At 63.4% G+C, this 5,079-nt stretch carries 7 protein-coding genes; 4 read left to right on the top strand and 3 right to left on the bottom strand.

Annotated elements, in window-relative coordinates:
* On the bottom strand, nucleotides 1-886 hold an 886-nt coding region (locus JHC36_RS04295), incomplete at its 3' end, for an NAD(P)/FAD-dependent oxidoreductase (RefSeq protein WP_287916293.1).
* Between the two features lie 292 nt (nucleotides 887-1,178).
* Between JHC36_RS04295 and JHC36_RS04290 the strand changes: the two genes are divergently transcribed.
* Complete coding sequence (locus JHC36_RS04290) at nucleotides 1,179-1,610, top strand: acyl-CoA thioesterase (protein WP_287916290.1); 432 nt, start codon at nucleotides 1,179-1,181, stop codon at nucleotides 1,608-1,610.
* A 72-nt stretch (nucleotides 1,611-1,682) separates the two neighbouring features.
* Here the strand turns inward: JHC36_RS04290 and JHC36_RS04285 are convergent, their stop codons facing one another.
* Nucleotides 1,683-2,276 (bottom strand): peroxidase-related enzyme, encoded by a 594-nt coding sequence (locus JHC36_RS04285; protein ID WP_287916288.1) that lies wholly within the window; start codon nucleotides 2,274-2,276, stop codon nucleotides 1,683-1,685.
* A 58-nt stretch (nucleotides 2,277-2,334) separates the two neighbouring features.
* Nucleotides 2,335-2,928, bottom strand: a complete 594-nt coding sequence (locus JHC36_RS04280) for a PAS and helix-turn-helix domain-containing protein (protein WP_287916285.1) — start codon at nucleotides 2,926-2,928, stop codon at nucleotides 2,335-2,337.
* A gap of 62 nt (nucleotides 2,929-2,990) precedes the next feature.
* Here JHC36_RS04280 and JHC36_RS04275 point away from each other — a divergent pair, with 62 nt between their 5' ends.
* From JHC36_RS04275 to JHC36_RS04265, 3 genes are all read left to right on the top strand, one after another.
* Entirely contained in the window at nucleotides 2,991-3,701 is a 711-nt protein-coding gene (locus JHC36_RS04275) for a CoA transferase subunit A (protein ID WP_287916283.1), read from the top strand.
* Between the two features lies 1 nt (nucleotide 3,702).
* A complete protein-coding gene (locus JHC36_RS04270) occupies nucleotides 3,703-4,341 on the top strand; it encodes a CoA transferase subunit B (protein ID WP_124223328.1) in 639 nt (212 codons plus the stop codon).
* An 81-nt stretch (nucleotides 4,342-4,422) separates the two neighbouring features.
* A complete protein-coding gene (locus JHC36_RS04265) occupies nucleotides 4,423-4,791 on the top strand; it encodes a Rap1a/Tai family immunity protein (protein ID WP_287916280.1) in 369 nt (122 codons plus the stop codon).
* Nucleotides 4,792-5,079 lie beyond the last annotated feature (288 nt).

Raw genomic sequence — 5,079 nt, 5'->3', positions numbered from 1 at the left:
TGGGGTGGGTCTTGAAGCGCTGGAACTCTTCGAAGGGGCTGAGGTAGGGGTTCTGGTAGTCGAGCCCGACGACGAAGCCGACCACCATTTTGTTGTCCTCCATGTGGTAGAGGAAGGAGCCGCCGTAGGTCATTTCATCGAGCGGCCAGCCGGCGCTGTGCAACGCCAGGCCGGGCTGGTGGCGTGCGGGGTCGATCTCCCACAGCTCCTTGATGCCGATCGCGTAGCTTTGCGGGTCTCGCCCCTCGTCGAGACGGAAGCGCTCGATCAGCTGGCGCCCGAGGTGGCCGCGCGCGCCCTCGGCGAAGATCGTGTATTTGGCGTGCAACTCCATGCCGAGCTGGAAGTTCTCGGTCGGCTCGCCATCCTTGCCGATGCCGAGGTTGCCCGTGGCCACGCCCTTGACCGAGCCGTCGTCGTTGTAGAGCACTTCGGCAGCCGCAAAGCCAGGAAAGATTTCGACGCCCAAACTTTCAGCCTGCTGCGCCATCCAGCGCACGACGTTGCCGAGGCTGACGATGTAGTTGCCTTCGTTGTGGAAGCACTTGGGCAGCAGGAAGTTCGGCACCCGGGTGGCACCGGTTTCGCTGGTCATGAGGAACACGTCCTCGGTCACCGGCTGGTTGAGCGGCGCGCCCATGGCCTTCCAGTCGGGGAAGAGCTCATTCATCGCGATCGGGTCCATGATCGCGCCCGAGAGGATGTGCGCGCCAGGCTCGGAGCCTTTTTCGAGCACCACGACCGAGACGTCGCGCCCGTGCTGCTGGGCGAGCTGCTTGAGGCGGATCGCGGTGGCGAGGCCACCCGGGCCGGCACCGACGATGACGACGTCGTATTCCATGGCCTCGCGGGGGCCGAATTGGGCTAGGATTTCTTCAGGAGTCATGAGCGATCTCGTTGGCGGGCGATGAAGGGGGGAGGAAAACGACCATCGCCAGCAGCCTTGCCAGCGAGCAGCCCATTTTATGCGACAGTAGGCAAAAATAGAACGGTCGTTCTTTTATGCGCGCGCCGCCGTCGGGCCGTCCTTCGGGTTTGCGGTTGCAGGGGCGCACGGTTTTGTGCTGCCGCGTCTTTTGGGCAACGCGAATCAGTTCCCGTGATGGCGCGCGAGCGGCCGCGGGATGGGATGCGCGACGCGCGAGGGACTGGTTCAGCGTTGCCTTTGGGAGTCCAACATGAGAATCGAATTGCCGGCGGAGCGGACCCTCGTCTATGAAACCACCATGCCCATCCGCTGGGGCGACATGGATGCGATGGGTCATGTCAACAACACGGTTTACTTCCGCTACATGGAGTCGGCCCGCATCGAGTGGTTTGAGCGCTTCGGCTGCCCCGTCGATCCGCAGGGCGAGGGGCCGGTGATCGGCAACGCGTTTTGCAACTTTCTGCGCCAGCTCGAGTACCCGGGTGTGCTGCGGGTGCGGACCTATGTGGGCGCGGTCGGCAACAGCAGCTTCGACACCTACCATGAAATCCTGCTGGACGACGACGCCGAAGCCCGGGTGCGCGCCAACGGCGGGGCCACCGTCGTCTGGGTCAACTTTCCCGAGCAGCGCGCCGTACCCCTGCCCGAGCGGATTCGACAGGCCCTGCGCCGCTCTTTTTGAAGAAAAACCGCGCAGCGCCGGCGTCAAACGGCGTTCTGGTGCTCTTGAAAAAAGAGCAAAAAGAGCGGTTCTTCAGGCGCTTTTCGCCTTGGGCACCCGGCCCATCAGGTAAAACTCGGGGTTGGGCATCATGTGGCTGAAGTTGGCCATGCGGTTGGAGAGGCCAAAGAATGCGGTGATGGCGGCGATGTCCCAAATGTCTTCGTCGTCGAAGCCGTGCACGTGCAGCGCTTCGAAGTCGGCATCCTCGATTTCGTCAGCGTGCAGGCAGACTTTCATTGCGAAGTCGAGCATCGCGCGCTGGCGTGGGCTGATGTCGGCCTTGCGGTGGTTCACCGCCACCTGGTCGGCCACCAGCGGCTTTTTCTCGTAGATGCGCAAAATCGCGCCGTGCGCCACCACGCAATAGAGGCAGTGATTGGCCGCGCTGGTCGCGGTGACGATCATTTCGCGCTCGCCTTTGGTGAGGCCGCTGGTGCGGCCCACGCTCTCGGGGGCCATCAGTGCATCGTGGTAGGCGAAAAAGGCGCGCCATTCGGCGGGCCGGCGCGCAAAGGCGAGAAACACGTTGGGGATGAAGCCGGTTTTCGCCTGCACCTCCACGATGCGGGCGCGGATGTCCTCAGGCAGCGTGTCGAGATCGGGATGGGGGTAGCGTGGCGTCATCGGGTCTCCTCGTTGTGCTTGGGGTTGCTTATGGGGACATTATGGAGTGAGCGTGCGATCAACCGGCAAGCAGCCGGTGTACCAGCTCGGCGGTGGTGGCGGCGCCGTATTTGCGCATCAGGCTGGCGCGGTAAACCTCGACGGTGCGGTGGCTGATGCCGAGCAGCCGGCCGATTTGCTTGGCGCTCTTGCCGTCCATCACCAAGGCGGCGACTTCGCGCTCCCGCGGCGTGAGTTCGGCGCGCACCGGCCGCTGCGCCGAGAGGTCTTCGAAGCTCCAGATGCCTGCCTCGTGCGGCGCTTCGGGCCGCAGCGCGCGGCCGGTCACGTGGCACCAAAAGGGCTCGCCGGCGAGCCGTCCGCCCACGCGGCGCATGATGCGGTCGTCGGCATAGGTGCCGCCACGCCCCAGGAGCGGCGCGATGCGCGCGCCCGTGCGCTCGAACTCGTCGGTGCTCGGGTAGAGCACGCGAAAACTCTGCCCGACGAGCTGCTCGCGCGTCGCGCCAAACATTTCGCACAGCCGCTGGTTGCAGTCGACGATGACGCGCTGGCGCGAGAGCACGAGCCCGATGGGCGCGAGCTCGAAGGCCAGCGCGTAGTCGATCGCGTCGATGGCGGGCGCGTTTGCGCTGGGATCAGGGTCGGCCATTACGGATTACTACGTAGCTGCTTACCTAGTATCGTTGCAGTCTCGATTCTCAGGAGACCCTCGTGAACAAGATCTACCCCTCTGCGGCCGCAGCCCTCGAAGGGCTCGTCGCCGACGGCCAATTGCTCGCCGTGGGCGGCTTTGGTCTGTGCGGCATACCCGAGGCGCTCATCGACGCGCTGCGCGACTCGGGCGTGAAGAACCTCACCGTCATCTCCAACAACGCGGGTGTGGACGGCTTTGGGCTCGGCAAACTGCTCGAGACACGCCAGATCCGCAAAATGATCTCGTCCTACGTCGGAGAGAACAAGGAATTCGAGCGCCAGTACCTCGCGGGCGAACTCGAATTGGAATTCACCCCGCAGGGCACGCTGGCCGAGAAGCTGCGCGCGGGCGGCGCGGGCATTCCGGCCTTTTTCACGCGCACCGGTGTGGGCACCATCGTCGCCGAGGGTAAGGAGTTGCGCGAGTTCGACGGCCACACCTATGTGATGGAGCGCTCGCTCGTCCCCGACGTCTCGCTGGGCAAGGCCTGGAAGGCCGACAAGGCCGGCAACCTCATCTTTCGACGCACCGCGCGCAACTTCAACCCAGCGGTCATCATGGCGGGCCGGGTGAGCGTGGTCGAGGTCGAGGAAATCGTCGAGACCGGCAGCTTCGACCCCGACGAGGTCCATCTGCCTGGCATCTACGTGCACCGCCTCGTGCTCAATGCCACGCCTGAAAAGCGCATCGAAAAGCGCACCACCCGGCAAAACCCCAAAGGAGTCTGACATGGCCTGGACCCACGACGAAATGGCGGCCATCGCGGCCAAGGAACTGCAAGACGGCTACTACGTCAACCTCGGCATCGGCCTGCCCACGCTGGTGGCGAACTTCGTTCCGCCCGACATCGAAGTCTGGCTGCAGAGCGAAAACGGCATGCTCGGCATCGGTCCGTTTCCCGACGAGAGCGAAGTCGACCCCGACCTCATCAACGCCGGCAAGCAAACCGTCACGACGCTGCCCGGCTCGAGCATTTTTGGCAGCCACGACAGCTTCGCGATGATCCGCGGCGGCAAGATCAACCTGTCCATCCTTGGCGCCATGCAGGTCAGCGAGAAGGGCGACCTAGCCAACTGGATGATTCCCGGCAAGATGGTCAAGGGTATGGGCGGCGCGATGGACCTCGTGGCTGGGGTCAAGAGCGTCGTCGTGCTGATGGAGCACGTCGCCAAGAAAAAAGACGGCAGTTGGGAGCACAAAATCCTGCCGCAGTGCACGCTGCCGCTGACCGGCGTGGGCGTGGTCGACCGCATCATCACGGATCTGGCCGTCATGGATGTCACGCCGCACGGCCTCAAGGTAGCCGAGATCGCCCCGGGCGTCACGCACCAGGAGCTGCAAGCCAAGACCGGCGTGCCGCTGATCTGACCCTATTGATCCGGCCAGAATATGTTTGAATCCCGTCTGCGCTGCCCCTGAGCTTGAACGTTGGGCGTCAGGGAGTCGGAAATGAAGCGTTCGATTTTTCTTCTGATCATTCTCGCTCTTGGCTTGGTGCCCCCCGCTGGTGCACAGGGTTACTCGTTGACCGGCAACGACTTCCTGCGGATGTGCGACGGCCCGTTCTCAAACGACGTCGAAAAGCTCATGTACGCGAGCTTCTGCACTGGGTATCTTCAAGGCCTTCAGCAGATGCATCACATTGTCGTCGGCGTGCGCAACGTTCAGCCGCTTTACTGTGAGCCAACACAATCCGGGAACTATGATCAACTTGAACGAGTGGTCGTTAAATGGCTCAAAAACAACCCCGAGCACTTGCATCGCGATGCACGAGTGCTTGTTACCCGGGCGCTAATGGAAGCTTTCCCATGCCGCTGATCTTGCCGCCCAACCCAGCGCTCCAGGGGGACGCGCGATAAAGCCGCGCGCCCCTGAGCGTGAACGTTATTGATCCGGCCAGAATATGTTTGAATCCCGTCACCATGGCGAAGTCCAGGATTTAGACACGACGCCAAGCCTGGACCTGGCGACCGGAATTTAATCTTCACCTGGCCGGATCAATAGGTTGATGCGCATCGACACCGACCCCGCACCCTTGAGCGAGTCCCCACCCGCGGGTACCGCTGCCGCGCCGGCCCCAGGGGCGTCTGCGTTCCCGGTAGCCCG

It is taken from the genome of Tibeticola sp. (assembly GCF_022759015.1).
In the GTDB taxonomy this organism is placed as follows: Bacteria; Pseudomonadota; Gammaproteobacteria; order Burkholderiales; family Burkholderiaceae_C; genus Tibeticola; species Tibeticola sediminis.
The sequence above is the reverse complement of the archived record's forward strand: the minus strand, read 5'-3'. Positions and strand labels throughout refer to the sequence as shown.

What these genes read in the sequence shown, in the direction of transcription:
- JHC36_RS04290 (WP_287916290.1), top strand. Translation starts at nt 1,179, where the DNA reads ATGAGAATCGAATTGCCGGCGGAGCGGACCCTCGTCTATGAAACCACC.
- JHC36_RS04285 (WP_287916288.1), bottom strand. Translation starts at nt 2,276, where the DNA reads ATGACGCCACGCTACCCCCATCCCGATCTCGACACGCTGCCTGAGGAC.
- JHC36_RS04280 (WP_287916285.1), bottom strand. Translation starts at nt 2,928, where the DNA reads ATGGCCGACCCTGATCCCAGCGCAAACGCGCCCGCCATCGACGCGATC.
- JHC36_RS04270 (WP_124223328.1), top strand. Translation starts at nt 3,703, where the DNA reads ATGGCCTGGACCCACGACGAAATGGCGGCCATCGCGGCCAAGGAACTG.
- JHC36_RS04265 (WP_287916280.1), top strand. Translation starts at nt 4,423, where the DNA reads ATGAAGCGTTCGATTTTTCTTCTGATCATTCTCGCTCTTGGCTTGGTG.